This window comes from Anaerocolumna sp. MB42-C2 (genome assembly GCF_030913705.1).
Lineage (GTDB): Bacteria > Bacillota > Clostridia > Lachnospirales > Lachnospiraceae > Anaerocolumna.
On the sequence record NZ_CP133190.1, the window covers coordinates 5,084,572 to 5,105,062 of the forward strand.

A 20,491-nucleotide genomic window follows, 5' to 3' on the forward strand; every position below is an offset into this window, starting at 1 on the left:
GAAAGGATGCTTATGAAGCTTGAAATGAAAAAAGATGTAATTTATCGTTGCATCGGAACAGATTTCACGAACGGGATATTAGCCTGTGGTTATATGACAAAACCAACAAAGGATCAATCTCAATATGATTTTCTTATCGATTATTACAGTTGCTTTCTATTATTATCCGGTAACGGATTTTATTATACTGCTGACAAGGAAAAGCTTCCCATCCAAGCAGGTGATTTTGTACAAAGAATCCCAGGGGTTATCCACAGTACAGAAGTTGTCCCTGATGGAAACTGGCTTGAATTCTTTATCAGTTTCGGCCGTTCAACCTATAATTATCTAAACAGTCTGAATCTTATACCTACTGACACACCTGTTGGAAAAGGTAGTTTTAAAGATACTACCATTCAGAAATCATCTAGACTGTTAACCTTATTAAAAGAGGCAGATGATTTTGATCTACCGCTCTTATCTCTTCAGGCTCAGGAGTTACTTTTAGCAATACTGATATCTAAAAATAGAAATCCTGGTGAAGATTTATTCAAGAAGTCTATGGAAGAAGCCTGCCAGTTACTGTCTTCAGAAATCAGCTCTGAGATTTCCTTAGAAGAGGTTGCTGCTAATATTAATATGAGTTATGAGAATTTCAGAAAACACTTTCGTAAATATATTGGAACCTCACCGTCTCAATATCGCATTGAACAGCGTATCAAGCACGCTAAACTCATGCTTTTATCCGGCATTCCTATTAAAGAAACTGCTATACTTACCGGATACAGTGATACCTATTCCTTCACAAAACAATTTACGCATTCAGTAGGTATATCTCCCGGACGTTTTAAAAAAGAGAATTAAATCAAAGAAATTAATCAATTTTACAAATATGATATGTCGATCATGTGTTATATCTTGGCATAGTGTAAACAGTGGGAGCGAATTGCTTGTGATTGATGACTTTCGAGAATGTTATAACGCAGACTACGACACATTTACGACAGGTTCTTTGAAAAATATAAGACATTTTAATGGGAATTGAGAAGCTAAGCTAAGATGAAATATTAGCTAATTAATACATCTTAGACCATATGGTAGAATGTGCAAAAATAAACCTGTATACTTGTTTTTTAGCTTAAGCTGCTTTATAATAGTGTCAAGGTAGATGAATTGCAAGTAAAAGGCAGGTTAGGTATGGAAAAAACAAATAAAATAGACTATTTGACAAATGAGAAATAATTAGAAGTTGTTTTTATAGAATTGCTAAATGAAATGCCAATTGAGAAAATTAGTATTAATAAATTAAGTGAAAAATCTCAATTGAGTCGTGGATTCTTCTGAAATTGGTTCTTCTGCGAGTGATTCGTTAGCAGCATTTAAATATAATTTCTTATAAGTAGTTCTCTCAATCGGAAAATCTGTTTCAGTTCTATTTTTATCATAATCAAAAGAATAAGCATCTTGAACACCTAAACGCACTTTTGGTACCAGTTCCCAACCATTATTAATGTCTTTTAAATATCGATCAAAGAACTCTTTTAAATCTTTTATCGAAGAAGGGGTATATAAATCTTTCCACTCAAATTCACGATGTTGATTTTACTTAAATCGGCAATTTTACCGCTACACCATCTTTGAGTTGCAAGCCATTCAATTAAATCATAACCATCTTCAGCATCTTGTTTTTGCCATGGACGAAGTTTTCCCACTGAATTACCTGTTCTACGAGAGTCTACATTAATGACAGCATAACCTTGCTTAACCCAGTATCCAGGGTCAGGGGATTCAAATTTTGCCATTTTTGATATGGTTTTTGGAGGAACGCCAAGCACTTGCCAAGTCTTAGGAATATCCCCAGGTCTTTTTCCGTAAAATCCCCATGAAACAATAGCAGGAACTTTATCAAGTCTTTCTGGTCTATAGATGTCAATATAAATAGTAACGCCATCACGCATCTTTACTGGAACGTCTTGGTCGCAAATAATTCCGTTTTCAGCATAAGTGCGTTGATTTAATGCTTGGTAAAATCCCCAACCAACTATTTCAAGATCAACATATTCTGTAGCATCTGCAGATTTTTTGTAGATTACTTCTATTTCTTCATTACCAAATATTTCCTTAATGCGCTCGTATTCAAATTTATTATCTGTTAGTATTTCACTTATTGGTGGTCTTTTAACATTTTTCATGGGAATTCCTCCAAAAATTTATTGATTTAAGTTACAAACTAAATCCTGATTTATTCAATCAAAAATTATTACAGAATTTGATTGAATGAGTTAAATTAAACTAGCTACATATTCAGCTGATTCACCTAAATTTGAAGTGTTACGAAATTGCATAAAATCAGTTTCTACTTCATATTCGTCTTCTAATTCACCAATAATTTGTACAAAATTAATTGATTTGGCTTGGAAGTCAGATTTCAAATTTGTTTGAGGGGTGAATTTGGCTGACTATGGTTCTGGTGTGGTTACGGTCATGGAGATTGCAAGATAATTACAGGGAATTAATCTACCGATAAATGTAGAGTTCATTTTATTTAGTGCAGAGGAAGTTGGTTTACAAGGTTCAACTTATTTCGTCTGGAAATTATCTAAAACGGAAAAGGATAACACATTAGGCTGTAAAAATGAAGATAATGAGGTAATATTAAAGACTTATTTAGCACAAATTAACGTTTTATCACTGCTTATGGATAAGTATTATATATTCGCACATGCAAGAAGTGAAACAAGTGACCACACTTCATTTTATATGGGTGAAATACCTGTGTTTTATTTTGCGGATGAAAAAGTATCAGTGAAAGATACCACCAATAATCCATTAGAAGAAATAGATATTGAAAAGTTAAAAGAACTAGATCACTGATGTTTAGAGCTATGATGCTGAAATTTGTCAGCATTCAATTGTTTGCGGATAGCTTCCAAATTTCTGCACATGTCTGTCAACTGTATATTCATCTGGTTTAAGTCGACTGGAAAGACCAGCACCGACTTGTTGATATCAGAAGAAGCCTTTGAAGTACTAACCAAACCTTTAAAAGAGAGACTAAAAAGAGTCTGTCAAAAAATTAATTTCTTATACATCTTTTACAAAATGTGCATTAAGTAAATTTTAGATATGCAAAAATCAATAATTAATATATTATTAAAATTGCAAGATTGACATATATTGCACAGTGTGATATATTTAAAAGCGAAATAATTGTTCAATATATACATAATATTTACGTTAAAGTAAACTAAGATGTAAAATGTAAAACTTGGAGGTGCATATGGGAACTATAAAAAGGGGTGTTTGCATAACAATAGGTGTATTGATTATAATATTGGGGTTAATTTCTGTAGTCCTTCCACATAAAGAAGACAGTGTAAGAAAACCAACAAATTTTGAATATCAAAGTAATATGGATGAAAATCGTAAGGTATCAGATAATCAGATTATGTTAAAACTTTCCGAAGCAAGTAACCTTGAAAATGTTGATTATAAGGATATTGATGATACGGAAACGGGATATCTGTTTGATGGTCAGGGGAAAGCTTCATGGAAATTTAACATAAAGGAATCGGGAGAGTATAACATAAGTGCAGGGTATTTACCAGTGGAAGGTAATGGTCAGGATATTCAGTTCAATATTCTGATTGATAATATCAACGTATCAAAGAGTGATAAGATAGCTTCTTTACCAAGATTATGGGTGGATATAGGAAATTTTACAAAAACATCAAACGGGGATGAGATAAGACCGGAACAATCAGAGATACATATTTGGACAGAAAATAATTTTGTCAATAACTTTAAAGGTGATATTTTGGTGCATTTAGATAAAGGTGAACATACTATCGATATAATTAATAAAAGAGAAAATTGTATGATAGATTTTGTTTGTCTTTATTCAAAAAGGATAGTTCCTTATAAAGAATATTCAAGGCTAAATCCTGGTACTGAAAGTAATAAAAATTACTTTCAGACTATCGAAGCTGAGACACCATATGTGAAATCTTCGTCAGAATTATATCCTATTTATGATAAATCCAGTCCGTATACTTCGCCTTATAATTCCACCTGCATTCGTTACAACACCATTGGCGGACAAAACTGGTCAGACGAAGGTCAGTGGATTGAATGGAAAATAAACGTTCCCTCCGACGGATATTATCAGATCGGAATGAGATACCGGCAGAATCTGAATAAAGGGGTTGCCAGTAGCCGTACTGTTACGATTGACGGTGATTTACCCTTTAAAGAGCTGGCGAATGTGAAGTTCAGTTATTCGATTAACTGGCAAAATGAGTACCTTGGAGGAGACGAACCGTACTTATTTTATCTGTCCGCGGGACAACATACGCTGAGGATGAAAGCGGTCTTGGGTGAACTCTCAGATATAACCGAAAAAATGGAATCGACAGTTTATAACCTAAATTCACTGTACCGTGATATCATAATGATTACCGGTACGGAGCCGGATATTTATAGAGACTATAACTTACAGACATCCATACCGGGTCTGCTTGATAAATTAACCGCAAACGTGGATGAATTAACAGGTTATGAACAGTTTTTGGAAAAGCAGTATGGAAAGAACAGTTATGCGTCGAGGGTTATATCCCAGTTGAAGCGACAGTTACAGGCATTTATTCAAAAGCCTTATAAGATTCAAAAGGGATTGCCTATTTTAAAAACAAATATCTCCTCCATGTCTGAATGGGTATTAGCTTTTGAACAGCAGCCTTTGGAACTGGATTGCTTCTATATTACAAGTCCTGGAGTAAAACTGCCGAAAGCTGAAACCAATTTACTTGGAATGGCCGGACATGAAATCAGAGCATTTGTAGGGTCCTTCTTCCATGAATACAGTAATGTTTCTTCGGTAAGCAGTAAAAAGGATACACAATCCATCACTGTCTGGATAGGTAAAGGCCGTGATCAGGCAAATGTAATAAAGCGAATGATTGATGATAAATTTACTAAGGAAACCCGTATCAATGTAAATCTTAATCTGGTCGAGGGTGCTCTGGTAAAAGCTTCAATTGCAGGAAAGGGTCCAGATGTAAACATATTTACCACCAGAGGTGAAGCAATGAATTTAGCGTTCCGAGGAGCACTGCTTCCGCTGAATGATTTTGATAATTTTAACGAACTTACTTCTCAATATATGAAAAGTGCATTCGTTCCGTATGGATACAATAAATCAACGTATGCAATTCCGGAAGAGCAGGTCTTTTACATGATGTTCGTAAGAACAGATATTTTGGACAGTCTTGGAGTCAGTATACCAAAGACTTGGGAGGAACTAATGAAAATCATGCCTGTGCTGCAGGCTTCAAACTTAGAAATCGGACTTCCATATACGGATGGATATGCAACAATGAACAGTGGAATAGGTACTATTAATTTATTGCCGACCTTGTTGGCACAAAGGGGTAACAACATTTACAACAAAGACAATACCAAAACAATGTTAGCATCCAGTGAGGCATATAAGGCTTTCAAATCCTGGACGGATTTTTATACCATGTATGATTTTCCACTCTATAAGGATGATTTTAGCCGGTTTAGAACTGGTGAAATGCCAATCATAATCTCTCCTTATACTTTATACAACACTTTATTTGAGGCAGCTCCAGAGATATCAGGCCAATGGGTTATGACGACTATTCCGGGAACTTTAAATGATAAAAATGAATTAAATATTTCTACGGGTGCCAGTGGTTCTTGCAGCATCATTTTAAAAGATTGTGACAATAAGGACGCAGCTTGGAAATTTGTTAAGTGGTGGAACAGTGCTGATACTCAGGCAACGTATTCGAAAGAAATAGAAGCGGAGTTAGGGGTTTTAGGAAGGTATACACCTGCTAATTCAGCCGCTTTTGAAAAAACGACCTGGTATGATGAGGAAAAAGAAGTCCTTTTAAAACAGTGGTATTCGGTTATTGAGATTCCAGAGGTTCCAGGCGGATATTATGTTTCACGAAATATTGATAATGCATTTCGAGAAGTCTATTATAATGGCGGAAATGCTCGGGAAAACCTATATTATTGGATGAATTCAGTAAATGAAGAATTAGCCAGAAAACAAAATCAGATGAAAGCGAGAAAGGAAAATTAAGCATGAAGCCAAAAAAAGAGACAACAATAGAGCTAATGATACAAAAAAAGACTAGTTATTTCATGATGCTTCCCTATTTAATATTCTTTCTGATCTTTACTATCTTGCCGGTTATTTTATCAGTTGTTCTTAGTTTTACTGATTATGATATGGTTCAAAAACCGTTGTTCATCGGTTTTGAGAATTATTTGCAGATGTTCCTAAATGATGAATATTTTATTGTTGCATTGAAAAATACATTGGTTTTCGCAATTGTAGTTGGTCCGTTAAGCTATATCATTTGCTTTATTATTGCATGGATGATTAGTGATTTAAAACCAATGATGAGAGCGGTTGTAACCTCTTTATTCTATATTCCCACAATTGTCGGTGCTGCGGGCTGGAATGTATGGAAATTGTTATTCAGCTCCGATGAATATGGGTTTGTTAATGGTATTCTAATGCATTGGGGCTTTTTAAGCCAGCCGATTGGCTGGCTTACAGATGAAAAATACATCATGCCAATATTAATCATTGTTCAATTGTGGCTGAGTATGGGTATCAGTTTCCTCACCTTTATCGCAGGTTTTCAGAATGTAGATAAGACACTGTATGAAGCAGGTATGATGGATGGTGTTAAAAACAGATTTCAGGAATTGTGGTATATAACAATACCCTCTATGGCTAATCAAATGATATTTGGAGCTGTTATGCAGATCGTCGCCTGCTTTACTGTAGCCGAAGTATCTGTTCAGCTTGCCGGATTACCCAGCACTGGTTATGCGGGTGAAACCATAGTAACACATATTATGGACTATGGAAACTTAAGGTTTGAATTTGGTTATGCATGTGCAATGGCTGTATTACTGGTGTTTATGATGCAGTATTTTAAAAAGTTGACCTCATGGTTAATTGGAAAGATGGGACATTAGGAGGGTGGAAGATGTCATTATTTAAAATAAGAAAAAAACATATGGGAGTTGATCAGAGAAGATCGAAAATAGGAAATGGCTTTGTAGCTTTTATTATTATTCTTCTCGGTTTGTTTATGGCATTCCCTCTATATTATACATTTATTCAGTCAATTAAACCATCGGAAGAGTTATTTCAATTTCCACCCAAACTATATGTTTTAAGACCTACTTTAGATAGTTATCAGGAATTATTTCAGCTTATGTCTAATATGTGGATTCCATTTACCAGATATCTGTTTAATTCATTATTAATTGCAGTTGCAGGTACTTTCTTTCATGTACTGCTTGCAGGAATGGCTGCATATCCCCTTGCAAAGCATGAATTTCCAGGAAGAAATTTTATTTTTGCAACGATTTTACTAGGACTTATGTTTGTTGGACAGGTAACTTTCTTACCTACATTTATCATCATATCAAAGCTTGGTATGTTAAATACCTATTGGGCTTATCTGTGCCCGACAATAGGAACTTCCCTTGGGTTGTTCTTAATGAAGCAGTTTATTGAACAGATTCCGGATGCATTGATAGAAGCTGCAAGAATTGACGGGGCGAATGAATGGAGAATATATTTTAAGATAATTACCCCAAATGTAAAGCCTGCGATATTGACCGTTATTATTTTTCAATTTGTAAACATATGGAATGGTCTTTCGAAAGAAGTTGTATATGATGAACAGTTAAAAGCAGTGAAAGTAGCTCTTGATCAGGTCGGTGTCTCCAGTCTTTATGCTAGAATGGGAGCCGGCATGGCAGGATCCGTACTGCTTATGCTGCCGCCAATCATATTGTTCATTCTATTGCAAAGAAATGTTGTTGAAACCATGACATTTGCAGGTATGAAAGAATAAGAATAGTTATTAGCATGCGTTACATGCGGATAGGAGTCAGAATGAATAGATTTAAGAGAGTAATTTGCTTGTTAATGATTTTGATTACAGTTTTAAGTACAAAGCAGGTGGCATATGCAGAGGCAAACTATAACTCTTATACATATAACGAATGGAGGCAATCGGTAGCTGCTCCTGAGAGCTATATCGCTACAGCAAGTAAAACCGGTAATATGTTAGGCCAAGGTGTGCTGAATCAACCACAGGATATGTATATGGACGCAGATGGAAAATTGTATATTGCGGATACCGGAAATAACCGCTTAGTAATTGTAGATAAGGATTTGAATCTTATTAAAATCATAGCTAGTGTTATTAATAACGAAAAAAAAGAAGAAATCACAGATCCGGAAGGATTATATGTTAGCTCGGATGGAACAATCTATGTTACTCAGCCGTCACTATCGAGAGTAATTCTTGTAAAAGACGATAAATTGATTTCGGTAATAGAAAAGCCGGTCAATAATTTAATTCCAAAGGATTTTGAATTTCGGCCAACCAAAGTAAGTGTAGACATATATGGAAGAATTTATTTACTTTCAAAAGGCTGCTATACAGGATTATTACAGTTTGATAGTAATGGAAATTTTATGGACTATTACGGAGCGAACAAAGTTGAGGTTACATCAACCGTATTGTTCCAATATATGTGGAAAAGTCTATTAAGCGATGAACAAAGGAATTCAATGACTAGTATACTGCCAATTGAATATTCTAATATTGACTGTAGTGCTGATGGTTTTGCGTATACTACCACAGTCGGAACCTCAACACCTTTAAGCCAGGTTAAAAAATTGAATCCACTGGGTAATAATACTTATTACAAACATGGAAATAATGAAATAAACTTTGGAGATTATGAGCGTTCCTATAATCTCGCGGCTGTTGTAGATTCTTCATTTATTGATATTAAGGTTGATTCCGATGGTTTCATATTTGGTTTGGATAATACCAGAGGGCGGGTTTTTGAGAGAGATCAGGAAGGCAATTTAATATCAGTATTCGGAGGTTTAGGAAATCAGTTGGGGACATTTTCCACTCCAATTGCGATTGAAGTTTATAAAGGATACATTTATGTTTTGGATTCGTTAAAAAATAGTGTAACACTCTTTCAGCCAACAGAATACGAATCACTGCTTAGAAAAGCCACTATTCTATATAATGACGGACTGTATCAAGAATCAGCAGATACCTGGAAACAGGTGTTAAAGCGCAACAACAATAATGTAATGGCATATGAAGGATTGGGAAAGGCTCTTTCACAGAATGGGGAATATACTGAGTCTTTAAAATATTTGAAAGATGGTGGTGAAAGATACAGCTATTCACGTGCCTTTTCAAAAATACGTTTGCAGGTGATTCGAAACTATTCACCTTACATCATGTTAGGTGTAATTATTCTTATCCTTAGTTCCAATATCCTTAAAATCTTTAAGAAAAAGCTGAGAACCAGGAGGAAGATATAATGAATATGAAAATGAAAAAAGCAAAAGCTTCTAATCCTTTTTATATGATTTTTCATCCCTTTGATGCTTCCTATGATATTCGTTTTAAGAATGAAGGAGTGTTTGGTATATCATTTGTTATTTTATTTATCTGGTTCCTCGCTTCCATCATGGAACGTCAGAATACGGGTTTTATATTTAATCATAACAAACTAAGCGATCTTAATGTTTTTGTGGTATTTGCTAAGGTGGTATTTCCTTTTGCTATGTGGACTTGCGGAAACTGGGTTGTAAGTATTCTGAAAAATGGAACGGGTAGATTCAGAGATATCTGGATATTAAGTGCTTATTGTTCGGTACCTCATATTATTGCAAAAATTACCGGTATATTCCTTAGCAATTTTTTGGTATTGAATGAACCATTTGCAGATTATGTGAAACTTTTTGGACTGTTATGGAGCTTAATCATCTTATTTATTGGAACTATGATTATACATGAATATGGTTTTACCGAAACCATTGCTGCATGTATATTCTCGGTGGGAATTATGGCTGTTATACTATTTATTTCAGTTCTGGTGGGTAATTTATATACAGAATTTATTAATTTCATAAAGACAATTTTCAGTGAAATTTTATTCCGACTATAGAGTAGAAAGCAGGTGCGATTTCCTTGACCAACAAAATAAAGTTGAAAATAGTGATAAAAATTATTTTATATTTAATGATATTGGGGGGGTGTTGCTGGTTCATTTACATTTTACAGAGTAGTACACAAGAAGATGCCTTAAATGTAAAAAAATGGAGGGAAAAAACCATCGAATTAATCAAATCAGATACAGTTTTGGCTGCAGAGAGTGACAGCCTAAAATTGTATTTTAAAGAAGATACTGCTGAAATATGGATAGAAGATAAAAAAACAGACGAGATCTGGAGATCGAATCCTGAGAATGCAAAGAGTGATAAAGCAGCGTTTGGATTAAATAAAACAAATATATTATCTCAATTGATTGTCGGGTATATTGATGATCAGAGCAGCTCTTTTATTGTCAATAGTTTTGTTGGTAGTGTTAAAAAAAAGACATTTGATTACAGATTGGCAGATAACGGAGTGTACGTTACATATTATTTCAATGAAACAGGTTTTGAAATTCCAGTATACTACGGTCTGAAAGAGGATTATTTTACTGCTGATATACTTTGTAATAAAATCGTGCAGCATGATTCATTTAAAATATCGAATATTACATTTTTACCATATATGGGCTGTGGAAGTACTAAGGATACTGGTTATTTAGTAATACCGGACGGCAGCGGCAGTATCATGAATTTTAATAATCAAAAACAGACATACCTTTCCTATTCCCAACCTGTTTATGGCAGAGATAATGCACTTAGTACATTAAATATAACAGAAAAGAAAGAAAATGTTACTATGCCGGTTTTTGGAATAAAAAGAAATGATGATGCAATGTTAGGTATTATTGCACAAGGTGAATATCAGGCGGAAATTGGTGCTGAGGTGAGCGGCAAAACTTCATCTAACAATATAGTGTATTCCAAGATAGACTTTATGCAGCTAGATACGAATAAATTATTTGCCAATAGTAATAATGAGGAAACTTCTTTCATGTGGACGGAACAATTTAACAAATTTCCTAAATATGAAGTGCGTTATTACTTCCTAAATCAAAACGCAACCTATACGGATATGGCACTTAGATATCAGAAATATTTGGTAGATGAAAAAGGAATGACCAAATTATCTCAAGAAACAGAGGATAAGGCAAAAATCAATGTTAATCTGATTGGCGCTGTAGATAAGGTAGCTACATTCCTTGGAGTGCCTTATAAAACAGTTGAAGTCTTAACTTCTTATTCTGATGTATTAAGAATAGCAAATGATCTCAATTCAAATTCTTTTATTGATTTAAACCTTTGGTATACCGGATTTTTAAAAGATGGGATAAAGAGTAAATTACCTGCAAAAATTAAATTGGATAACAGATTAGGCGGTAAATCAGAGTTTTATAAATCAATCAAAGAATTAAAAAGCATGGGAATTGGTTTCTATCCATCCTTTAATATAGTGAATATGTATCAGACGGGTAATGGGTATTATAAAACAGATTCAACCAGAAGTGTATACCGTTCTGCGGCGAATCAATATGAATATTTATTAAGCACGGGGGATAAAAATTCAGCTATAAGCCCGACTTATCTTCTCTCACCATCAAAGGTAACAGGTTTAAGTAAGAAATTATTAATTTCTATAAAGAAAAATAATTTAACCAACCTTGGACTAGAGGGTATTGCGAATACTATGTATTCAAATTATAAGAAGAACGGAATTTCTAGAAATGAGACCGGAAGTATTTTTAAGGATATTTTAGCTGAATTAGATGCTAATACGGATTCTTTACTGCTTGACAGGGCTTTTGGATATTCAATGCCGTATGCAGATATCATTACCGATACCCCGGTATATTCCAGCGAGTATGACATGGAAGATGCTTCAATTCCTTTTTATCAAATTGTTATGTCAGGGTATGCAACATTATACAGTGAACCTGTAAATATGCAGGGAAACATACAGGATTATCTCTTAAAACTCGCTGAAACCGGAGTAAACCCCAATTATAAACTGATAGAGAGAGATCCTTCGGTTTTAATGAATACCCAATATTCCTATCTATATTCTGTCGGATTTAATGATTGGAAAGATGATATTGTAACTACCGCAAAACGATTTTCTAAGTTGTCTGTTACTTATGGACAAACAATAACAGGTCATAAAGAAATTGTGAATGGAGTCTTTAAGACGAGTTATAGTAACGGCGCTGCCGTATATACAAATTATAATAACACAGAAGTTTCGGTGGATGGAGTAACGATTCGTGCGAAAGATTTTATTGTAAGGGGTGATAGATGATGAACAAAAACAATAATAACAAAAAACAAAAAGTGAAAAAGAAGCTTCCTTACAGCACAAGAAAGAAAATTTACGGATTTATGTTCATCTTACCTTGGTTTCTTGGATTCTTGTTATTTTTTGCAGTTCCATTTGGAGAATCCATTCAATACTCCTTTGAAAAACTTGAGTCCACACCAAAAGGATTTGCAAGCAGTTTTATTGGACTCAAGAATTATAATTATGCATTGTTTAAGGACACAGATTTTATCATTCAATGTGTTAACTCGCTAAAAGATTTAATAAGGATTCCGTTGATTATAGTTTATAGTTTATGCTTTGCTTTGTTATTAAAAGGTAAATTTGCAGGAAGAGGTCTTATGAGAGCCATAGCATTCCTTCCTGTAATTATTGGCTCAGGTGTATTAATGCAGATTTTAAGAGAAGATGTATTCTCACAGGGAATTAAGGGCAGCAGCAATTCAATCTATTTATTTACTTCAGGGGGGTTAAATTCACTGTTTTTATCAATGGGATTAAACCAGGGTATTTTAAATTTTATTAATCAAATAATAAATGTAATTTTTGACCTTACCTGGTTATCAGGAGTGCAAATTCTTCTGTTTCTTTCTGGTCTTCATAATATACCTGATTATGTTTATGAAGCCTCTTCCCTTGAAGGAGCCCGGGTATTTGAACAATTTTTTAAGATAACACTGCCGATGCTTACGCCAATGATACTCTTAAATATAATTTTTAGTATAATTGATATGTTTTCCGATTACGGAAACCGAATTATCCAAATGATATATTCAATGGCGTTCGAACAAGTAAGACTAGGTTATTCCAGTGCTTTGGCGATGCTTTATTTTATAATGGTTTCAGTAGTTCTTATAATTGTTTTTCTACTTTTAAATAGATATATTGTGAAACAGGATAATTAAGGGGGAAAAGATGAATATTAAAAAAAATAAACTGGCAAAGATAATTGTAAAACTATGTAAGTATGCTGTTTTAATTTTGTTATCCTATCAGCTGTTATATCCGGTGTTATATATAATCAGCATGTCAATAAGAACACCTGCCGACGCATATGATCCAAGTATTATCTGGATACCTAAACATCTTTCAATTACTGGTTTTGTTGATGCCTTTAATTCCATGAAGTATATAAGTGCGTTAAAAACCAGTCTTGGATTAGGATTTGGTTGTGCTATATTGGATGTGTTATCCTGCGCTTTAGCTGGATATGGTTTTGCAAGGTATAAATTTCCAGGTAAAAAAATATTATTTGCCTGCGTTATTTTAACGCTGATTGTTCCATCGCAGACAATAATTCTTCCATCCTACATGAATATGAAATATTTTAAGTTAGGCGGATTATTGCCAGTGTTTTCGAAAATATTTGGAACGCCGGCATCCATCAATTTGATTGGAACCAATTGGACTTTTTATTTACCTTCCCTGCTTGGAGCAGGAATCCGATCAGGGCTTTATATCTATATCTTTAAGCAATTTTTTGAATCGATGTCAAGTTCTTTGGAAGAAGCAGCATATGTGGATGGAAGCGGTCCGCTTCGTACATTCTTACAAATAATGCTGCCAAATGCAAAAAATGCAATCATATCAGTATTCCTGTTTTCTTTTGTATGGCATTTTAATGATTATTATCAAGCAAAACAGTTTCTTGGTACTTCAAGAAGAACCTTAATTGTCGCATTGTCATTCTTAAGAGTTGATTTGGCATCTTATGTTGGCGGACAGACAACATCGGATCCTCTAAGAATTGTTACCCGGATGCAGGCGGGATGTCTGCTCGCAATAATTCCTATGTTCGTTCTATATTTAATAACACAAAAATATTTTTCAGACAGTATAGAGCATATGGGCATCAAATAGGTTTATATTTAAATATTTAAATATAAGATATATCCCCATTTATTAATAAAAAAACACATTAGGAGGTATTTTATGAAAAAAATAATTTCAGTATTTATGGTATTAGTTATATCCACTATGTTGTTTACAGCATGTACAAATAAGGCTGTGAATAATGATGTTAGTACTGATTCAGACAATACTAACACAAGCGTAACGAACACAACTGAAGATACACAGACAAATGAAACAACAGAAGATGAAGTAAAGTCAACGCTACCCGATAAGTTGGATAACCCAAATATCACAATATTATGGCATACTTCAGAAGACCAATACAAAACAAATTTAAAAGCTAATCCAGATACTTTTGATGCGGTTTGGAGTGTTAAGGATGCTTTTGAAAAAAAATATGGTGGCAAAGTTAACATAGTTCCTGTTGCCTGGGGTGACCAGAAAGATACTTTAATAAAAAAGGTGAATGCAGGAGAAGCAGTAGATTTAGCACAGGCAAATGACCAGAACTTCCCGGTATATCCTGCCAAAAAATTAGTCCAGGATGTTTCTCAATATATGGATGCTAATGACAGCTTCTGGAATCCCGGAGTAACGAAAGCCTTTACTTTCGGTGGTGCTCCATATGCACTTGGTATTGATGCAACACCTGTTGTTATCTACTTTAACAAAACATTATTTGATAATTCTGGTGTAGAAACACCTATGGATTACTATAAAGGAGGTAACTGGACCTGGGATTCTTTCCGTGAAGCTGCATTAGCTTTGACAGGAGATACGGATGGTGATTCCAAAACTGATACCTTTGGATTTGGTTGGTGGGATGGAACGTATGTTCAGTTTTTAGCAACCGATGGTATTACTAATATGGTATACAATGAAGATGGTTCAATCGGAGATAATTATATGACTCCTCAAGCAACTGAAACAATAACCTTCTTACAGAATGCTTTTATTAAAGATAAATTTATAGATGCAAGCCAAACAGGTGATTACTTTATTAATGCATTTAAAAAAGGAAAACTAGCAATGACCTGTGAATATGGATTTAATGGTATGACTGCATATGCAAGTGATGATTATGAAATTGGCTGGGCACCTCTTCCGAAAGGACCTTCAGGACAGGATAATCAATGTGGCGGTGGTATGTCTGGATTTTGTATTCCTGTTACCTCGACAAACGGAGCAGGTGCCGCAGCATTTATGAGAATGTCAGCAGAAATGCTTAAAGATTTCAATGATAACCAATTACTGGATAAGTATGGACAGGAAGATGTTGATTTAATGAATACATTAGCACAAAATATCCTGTTTACTCCGATAGGAATTGATGGTTATTGGGATGCAAATACTACCATTTACCAGGGAATGATTAAAGGAACTCCGGTAAGCACATTCCTTACGAATGCAGATGAACAGATTAAAAAAGGTGTCAAGACTACTTTAGAACAGTAGAGGGTTAAGTCATTCATAAAAATTAATTGAATGTATTTACATAAATGGGGATGTAAACATTTGGATAGATATTTTCCATCACCGCCTATACTATAGCGGTGATGGGTTAAAGGAGTTTAATCCTGATTTGCATGTGTGTTAAAGCACACAGATGGGAGTTAGAATGAAGAAGAAAATTAAGCCGATTTTCTTAATAGTAATCATTATGACACTGCTTTGTGGGTGCAGCAAAAAGATAGATAAAACAATCAATGAGAATGGAGTAAATACCGTGACAGATGAAGCATATAATAAAAATTCTGTACAGGAGAATAATCAAACAGTGAATACAGATACAGCTGAGACAGTTAACAATCATATTAATGAAAAAACCTATAAGTTATTTATGACTTCGGAAAATAATTACGTTGGAGATATTATGCCTCTAACAGATGACAAAGGAATCCAGTTATATTATCTGTTTGATACGGACCATAATGGAATTGGATATCATCCAATTTACAAATTTTCAACCAGTAATCTTTATAATTATTCGGACGATGGATTGGCAATCCCGTATTCAAACTCATCCGATGATCCGGATATAGCTATTGGTACAGGAAGTTTTTTGCTTGCAAACGGTGTATATCATTGTTTTTATACCGGACATAATGATTCATACCCGGACAAAGGGCTTGACAAAGAACGGATTATGCACGCCATCAGTTCTGATAATAAGAAATGGGAAAAAATATCAAAAGATACATTTCAAGCGCCAGAAGAATATAGTGGGGACGATTTCAGAGATCCTTTCGTTTTCTGGAATGAGGAAGAGAAATGTTACTGGATGTTAGTTGCAGCTAGAAATGATAATCTTGGGGGCTTTATTGCAAAATTCACTTCGAGTGATTTATCGAAATGGACCTTAAAGGAGCCGATCTATGCACCTGACAAGTATTATATGATGGAATGCCCGGATTTGTTTAAATTGGGACAAAAATATTATTTATTCTACAGTTGGAATAATGTCACCTATTATGCAATGAGTGATTCGATGAATGGACCATTTACAGAGCCTGATAACAATGTGTTAGATGGGCAGGCATTTTATGCAGCAAAAACAACCGAATACCAAGGTAAAAGGTATTTATTCGGTTTTATTAATAGAAAAAAGGACGGAAATGATACCAATAATTATAGCTGGGCTGGAAATCTCTGTGTTTATGAACTTGGGCAAAATCCAGATGGAACGCTAACAGCAAAAATGCCATTGCAATACATGGATTATTTTAAGAATAAGATTGATTTGCCGAAAGCTTCACTTATTGGAAATGCCGGTGTAGCCGGGACTACAGCAGTTATAGAGAGTGACGGGGAAAACATATCAGGAGTAGATTTTGGAACACTTCCTAATACCATGTTACTAACTTGTAAGGTCAGGATTGATAAAAAGGGATATGGTACTGGTTTTTCATTTGGTAAAACTAATAAGTTTGAAAATTCATTGGGTATTGATCTGGATTCAAAAAAAGATTTATTAAGATATGATAGCTGTATTTTGAACAGAATGAGATTTGCTGATCCAAGTGTTTATTCCGTATTCCATTTTGATGAAGGTGTTACCTATGATGTAAAACTGGTAGTTGAAAATGATATTATCGTATTGTATATGAATGACACAAAGGTATTAAGCAATCGAATTTATAAGGCAAGAGGAAACAAGTGGGGCTTATTCAGTATTGGAGGGAAAACTACATTTTCTGACATACAGATTTATGTTCCATAATACATACACTTTATATAAAGTGTCATTTTGTAAACCTAAGTTGTATATTTACACATCACATGGTATACTTTTCGTATATATTTATAAGAGAGGTAACATGAAATGAATAAAGTAAAAATTCAGGACATCGCTGATAAAGCAGGATTATCAAGAAATACGGTATCTAAAATATTTAACGGCAAATATAATGGACCGGTGGAAACAAAAGAAAAAGTAATTCAGTTGGCAATGGAAATGAATTATAAAGAATATGGACAACTTCAAAATAAAATATCTGACAAAATGTCGTATTCAATAACAAAAAATATACTTATTTTAACAAAAGGCGATATTATTAACTCATACTTTTTTGCTCACATAGTAAATGAAATTCAGAAAATGATCGAGGGGGAAGGATATAATCTTCTATTGTCAAATATTCGTGATATTGATATCGAAACAATGCAGCTTCCTTCTAATGTTAGGAGCGGATTAGTTGATGGTATTGTCTGTATGGAGCTGTTTGACAGAAATTATATAGAAAAGTTGATAGCTACGGAAATTCCTATAATATTTGTTGAATTCTATTATGATGCATGGAATATCGAAGGAAATTACGATATCATCATGATGAATAATGAATTTTATGTAAATAGTATGGTTAAGAAATTAATAAAAGATGGTAGCAGCGATATCGGTTTTGTTGGAGATTACCATCACTGCAGAGGTTTCTATGAAAGATATATGGGATATGTAAATGCCTTAAGGGAGTCTGGTATTCCTGTTAATCCAAATAATTGTATGACTGTTGATGATGGAGATAATTATTTTAATGTACCTTGGATAATCGAGAGGATTCAGAAAATGGAAAAAGTGCCAGATGCATTTGTATGTGCTAATGATGCAATAGCAGTAAACATTGTAAAAGCCCTTAAACAATTGCACTATATAATTCCTGACGAAGTCCAGATTATTTCTTTTGATGATATCCCAGATGCAGTTAATATCAGTCCTACATTGACTACTGTAAGAGTTTTTAGAGAAGATTTAGGAAGATGTGCATTTGAAAATTTATTGGCAAGAATCAATACCCCAAATAGAAAAAGGCAAATTATATATGTAGATACAGAAATTGTTGTGAGAGAGTCTACAAGAAAGAGTATTGTATGGTAATAGTTTAAAAAACTATTTAGAATCTATGCAAAACAGGTATTAATATGGATAATTATAAATGTATCTTATTTGATATTGATGGAGTACTAGCTAAAGCCACTAATTCTGCCGATGAGATTTTAAAGGAAAATAATATTACAATCGAGGAATTTTTTAAGAATTGGGACTCTTCCAAAGCAGTGTCTGATTTTGAAGCAGGAAACATTACACCAGCAGAATTTTCGGAAGTCAGAGGAAATGAGCTGGATATGGATCTGAAGCCAAATGCTGTCATGAATATACTTATGGCACGAAAAAGTGTTTTATATGATGGTGTGGAACAACTGCTTGATAATTTGTATAAAAGAAATTTCGTGTTAGCTTGTCTATCAAATACTAATGTTCTACACTGGAATAATATAGAGGGAGAAGAGATCTTTGAACGCTATTTTTATATGAAATTTTTATCCTATGAAATGGGTTTTATTAAACCGCAAAAGGAAATTTATCAAGCTGTACTGAAAACTTTACAGTGCAAGGCTCATGAAATTTTATATTTTGATGATTCTAAGAAGAATATTGATGCAGCATTAAATCTGAGTTTTAATGCTGTACATGTAAAAGATTTTTATGATCTGGCTGAAAAAATAGATAAGGTTCTTTCTGTAAAAATTATATAAGGACAAACTAAGTATGCAGTGATTTATGGAAACCAGTCTAAAAATCAAAGTAATTGTTATATAATATCTAAGGGCTGCCAATCGGCAGCCCTTAAACTGTAGACAAACTATTTCTGTAAGACCCATCGCTATATAGTTGATTCTCTATAAATAAGTGAAGTAGTATACTGAGAGTAAACACAAGGGGTTTTAGGATTCTTGATCCGCTCGATAATACAATTTGCAGCGGAGATACCTAATTGTTCTTTCGGTGTGTCTATAGTCGTGAGAGGGGGATGTACTTTGCTGGATTCGGGAATGTTATCAAAACCTACAATTGAAACATCTTTAGGAATACGGTATCCTAGGAATTGGAGGGCGTGCATTAATTGAATTCCCGTCCAATCGTTACCGCAGATGAAAACATCCGGTATAGATTGCATTTTCTTAATTTTATTAATTAAATAAGTAAAATCCATAAATTTATCGTCCGTTTCGTAAAGCAGGGAACACTTATCATCCAGCTTTAGTTGATTCGTTTTTAATGTTTCACATAATGCATCGAAACGCTCCTGAAAACCTCTGCCGACATTTGAGGAATAGATATCTCCGGCAAACGCGAAACGGCTGGCCCCTTTTCTAATCAATTCAGATATAAATTGTTTTAAGTTTATTTTATTCTCCATAGTAATAATGTCAAGTTTACCCATGATTTGTTCGTAATCACGGGGCATGTCTACCGTTACAATTGGTATATTGTAATTTAATAATGCATTAATGACACGTTCATCGCAAATTTCCACCAGAATGATTCCCTTTATCGTCGGATCATTGATGGTAGAGGGAAATTGCAGATTCTTTAAGTCATTCTCAGCCATAATTCCCAATACTAAATTATAAGCATTTGGACGTAAAACGGACTCAATTCCTTTTAATACATTAGTCCAGAATTCAGAGTAATTGGCAGAAGCCCGGGTTAAAAATAATATAGAGCCATGGATAATAGATGAATCGGAAAAATTATATTCCATAATAGAACTTTGATAATTCATTTCCCTTGCTTTCTCCTGAATCACTCTTCTGGTAGCATCAGAAACACCCGGACTGCCGCTAAGAGCTTTTGATACAGTGTTTCGCGATATCTGCAAGGCTGCTGCAATATCTTTTATTGTACATTTCATAATTACAGAATCTCCTTTGCTTTTTTTAAAATTATATTATAAATAGCACAAAAATGCAAATAGAAATGCATAAAACGAAAAGTGTATGAATGTATCGTGATGGAATAAAATAATTCA

General features: G+C 34.1%; 15 protein-coding genes and 2 pseudogenes. 14 read left to right on the forward strand and 3 right to left on the reverse strand.

The annotated features are described in order from the left end of the window. Positions 1–12: 12 nt before the first annotated feature. On the forward strand, positions 13–843 hold the full coding sequence (locus RBU59_RS22520; RefSeq protein ID WP_308144721.1) for an AraC family transcriptional regulator: 831 nt from the start codon (positions 13–15) through the stop codon (positions 841–843). 686 nt (positions 844–1,529) lie between these two features. Here RBU59_RS22520 and RBU59_RS22525 read toward each other — a convergent pair. Continuing rightward, positions 1,530–2,171, reverse strand: coding sequence for a CocE/NonD family hydrolase (locus tag RBU59_RS22525; RefSeq protein WP_308144722.1), 642 nt, complete (start codon positions 2,169–2,171; stop codon positions 1,530–1,532). A 90-nt stretch (positions 2,172–2,261) separates the two neighbouring features. Beyond that, positions 2,262–2,414: pseudogene (locus RBU59_RS28855) on the reverse strand (acyl carrier protein); the annotation flags it as partial. Between the two features lie 88 nt (positions 2,415–2,502). On the opposite strand from RBU59_RS28855, the pseudogene RBU59_RS28860 reads away from it, so the two are divergent. The 13 genes and pseudogenes from RBU59_RS28860 to RBU59_RS22585 form a co-directional block, all read left to right on the forward strand. Beyond that, positions 2,503–2,592 (forward strand): annotated as a pseudogene (locus RBU59_RS28860) (M28 family peptidase); the annotation flags it as partial. A 667-nt stretch (positions 2,593–3,259) separates the two neighbouring features. Continuing rightward, the gene (locus RBU59_RS22530) at positions 3,260–6,094 is read left to right on the forward strand and encodes an extracellular solute-binding protein (protein WP_308144723.1); all 2,835 of its coding nucleotides are present in this window, start codon (positions 3,260–3,262) and stop codon (positions 6,092–6,094) included. 2 nt (positions 6,095–6,096) lie between these two features. After that, on the forward strand, positions 6,097–7,005 hold the full coding sequence (locus tag RBU59_RS22535) for a carbohydrate ABC transporter permease (RefSeq protein ID WP_308144724.1): 909 nt from the start codon (positions 6,097–6,099) through the stop codon (positions 7,003–7,005). 11 nt (positions 7,006–7,016) lie between these two features. Then, positions 7,017–7,895 (forward strand): carbohydrate ABC transporter permease, encoded by an 879-nt coding sequence (locus tag RBU59_RS22540; protein WP_308144725.1) that lies wholly within the window; start codon positions 7,017–7,019, stop codon positions 7,893–7,895. A gap of 41 nt (positions 7,896–7,936) precedes the next feature. After that, positions 7,937–9,400, forward strand: coding sequence for a hypothetical protein (locus tag RBU59_RS22545; RefSeq protein ID WP_308144726.1), 1,464 nt, complete (start codon positions 7,937–7,939; stop codon positions 9,398–9,400). Continuing rightward, positions 9,400–10,029: a Yip1 family protein gene (locus RBU59_RS22550; RefSeq protein WP_308144727.1), complete on the forward strand. Its 630-nt coding sequence runs from the start codon at positions 9,400–9,402 to the stop codon at positions 10,027–10,029. The genes RBU59_RS22545 and RBU59_RS22550 overlap by 1 nt, the downstream gene beginning before the upstream one ends. 23 nt (positions 10,030–10,052) lie before the next feature. Then, positions 10,053–12,311, forward strand: coding sequence for a DUF5696 domain-containing protein (locus tag RBU59_RS22555; protein ID WP_308144728.1), 2,259 nt, complete (start codon positions 10,053–10,055; stop codon positions 12,309–12,311). Next, positions 12,308–13,234 carry a carbohydrate ABC transporter permease gene (locus tag RBU59_RS22560; protein ID WP_308144729.1) on the forward strand — a complete coding sequence of 309 codons (927 nt, stop codon included), beginning with the start codon at positions 12,308–12,310 and terminating at the stop codon, positions 13,232–13,234. Before RBU59_RS22555 ends, RBU59_RS22560 begins: the two co-directional genes overlap by 4 nt. Positions 13,235–13,244: 10 nt before the next feature. Further along, positions 13,245–14,189, forward strand: a complete 945-nt coding sequence (locus tag RBU59_RS22565) for a carbohydrate ABC transporter permease (protein WP_308144730.1) — start codon at positions 13,245–13,247, stop codon at positions 14,187–14,189. A 72-nt stretch (positions 14,190–14,261) separates the two neighbouring features. Continuing rightward, complete coding sequence (locus RBU59_RS22570; RefSeq protein WP_308144731.1) at positions 14,262–15,638, forward strand: ABC transporter substrate-binding protein; 1,377 nt, start codon at positions 14,262–14,264, stop codon at positions 15,636–15,638. A 163-nt stretch (positions 15,639–15,801) separates the two neighbouring features. After that, positions 15,802–17,403, forward strand: coding sequence for a family 43 glycosylhydrolase (locus RBU59_RS22575; RefSeq protein WP_308144732.1), 1,602 nt, complete (start codon positions 15,802–15,804; stop codon positions 17,401–17,403). A 102-nt stretch (positions 17,404–17,505) separates the two neighbouring features. Then, entirely contained in the window at positions 17,506–18,555 is a 1,050-nt protein-coding gene (locus RBU59_RS22580; protein WP_308144733.1) for a LacI family DNA-binding transcriptional regulator, read from the forward strand. A gap of 44 nt (positions 18,556–18,599) precedes the next feature. After that, entirely contained in the window at positions 18,600–19,214 is a 615-nt protein-coding gene (locus RBU59_RS22585; protein ID WP_308144734.1) for an HAD-IA family hydrolase, read from the forward strand. Between the two features lie 128 nt (positions 19,215–19,342). Here the strand turns inward: RBU59_RS22585 and RBU59_RS22590 are convergent, their stop codons facing one another. Then, a complete protein-coding gene (locus RBU59_RS22590; RefSeq protein WP_308144735.1) occupies positions 19,343–20,374 on the reverse strand; it encodes a LacI family DNA-binding transcriptional regulator in 1,032 nt (343 codons plus the stop codon). Between the last annotated feature and the right edge of the window lie 117 nt (positions 20,375–20,491).

Coding starts and splice junctions, on each gene's coding strand:
- RBU59_RS22560 (WP_308144729.1), top strand. CDS start 12,308: ATGATGAACAAAAACAATAATAACAAAAAACAAAAAGTGAAAAAGAAG.
- RBU59_RS22565 (WP_308144730.1), top strand. CDS start 13,245: ATGAATATTAAAAAAAATAAACTGGCAAAGATAATTGTAAAACTATGT.
- RBU59_RS22530 (WP_308144723.1), top strand. CDS start 3,260: ATGGGAACTATAAAAAGGGGTGTTTGCATAACAATAGGTGTATTGATT.
- RBU59_RS22570 (WP_308144731.1), top strand. CDS start 14,262: ATGAAAAAAATAATTTCAGTATTTATGGTATTAGTTATATCCACTATG.
- RBU59_RS22540 (WP_308144725.1), top strand. CDS start 7,017: ATGTCATTATTTAAAATAAGAAAAAAACATATGGGAGTTGATCAGAGA.
- RBU59_RS22535 (WP_308144724.1), top strand. CDS start 6,097: ATGAAGCCAAAAAAAGAGACAACAATAGAGCTAATGATACAAAAAAAG.
- RBU59_RS22520 (WP_308144721.1), top strand. CDS start 13: ATGAAGCTTGAAATGAAAAAAGATGTAATTTATCGTTGCATCGGAACA.
- RBU59_RS22585 (WP_308144734.1), top strand. CDS start 18,600: ATGGATAATTATAAATGTATCTTATTTGATATTGATGGAGTACTAGCT.
- RBU59_RS22545 (WP_308144726.1), top strand. CDS start 7,937: ATGAATAGATTTAAGAGAGTAATTTGCTTGTTAATGATTTTGATTACA.
- RBU59_RS22580 (WP_308144733.1), top strand. CDS start 17,506: ATGAATAAAGTAAAAATTCAGGACATCGCTGATAAAGCAGGATTATCA.
- RBU59_RS22575 (WP_308144732.1), top strand. CDS start 15,802: ATGAAGAAGAAAATTAAGCCGATTTTCTTAATAGTAATCATTATGACA.
- RBU59_RS22550 (WP_308144727.1), top strand. CDS start 9,400: ATGAATATGAAAATGAAAAAAGCAAAAGCTTCTAATCCTTTTTATATG.
- RBU59_RS22590 (WP_308144735.1), bottom strand. CDS start 20,374: ATGAAATGTACAATAAAAGATATTGCAGCAGCCTTGCAGATATCGCGA.
- RBU59_RS22525 (WP_308144722.1), bottom strand. CDS start 2,171: ATGAAAAATGTTAAAAGACCACCAATAAGTGAAATACTAACAGATAAT.